Genomic DNA, 240 nt, shown 5'->3' with positions numbered 1-240 from the left:
CTTCAATATTGATTTGGACTTCACCGTCACTAAAACGTTTAACAGAGCTCTTTCCTACATCAACTCCGATACGATCGGCAATTTCTTTGGCAAGTTCAGGGTTTGAATTCAAAGAGAATATCTTTAAATTCGCATCAGCATAACGATTAGACATGGTAAACCTCCGGGTATTTGGATTATTTTTTATGAATATTTTTCACATAATCTTCTTTATTGACTTGTCTTGCTCTAGCAATAGAC

The 240-nt window shown here is 35.0% G+C and carries 1 protein-coding gene; it reads right to left on the bottom strand.

The features are described from left to right. On the bottom strand, positions 1-154 hold a 154-nt coding region (locus QCD68_RS17520), incomplete at its 3' end, for a ribose-phosphate pyrophosphokinase-like domain-containing protein (RefSeq protein ID WP_367316849.1). Between the last annotated feature and the right edge of the window lie 86 nt (positions 155-240).

It is taken from the genome of Curtobacterium sp. PsM8 (genome assembly GCF_030433875.1).
GTDB lineage: Bacteria > Actinomycetota > Actinomycetes > Actinomycetales > Microbacteriaceae > Curtobacterium.
The sequence above is the reverse complement of the archived record's forward strand: the minus strand, read 5'-3'. Positions and strand labels throughout refer to the sequence as shown.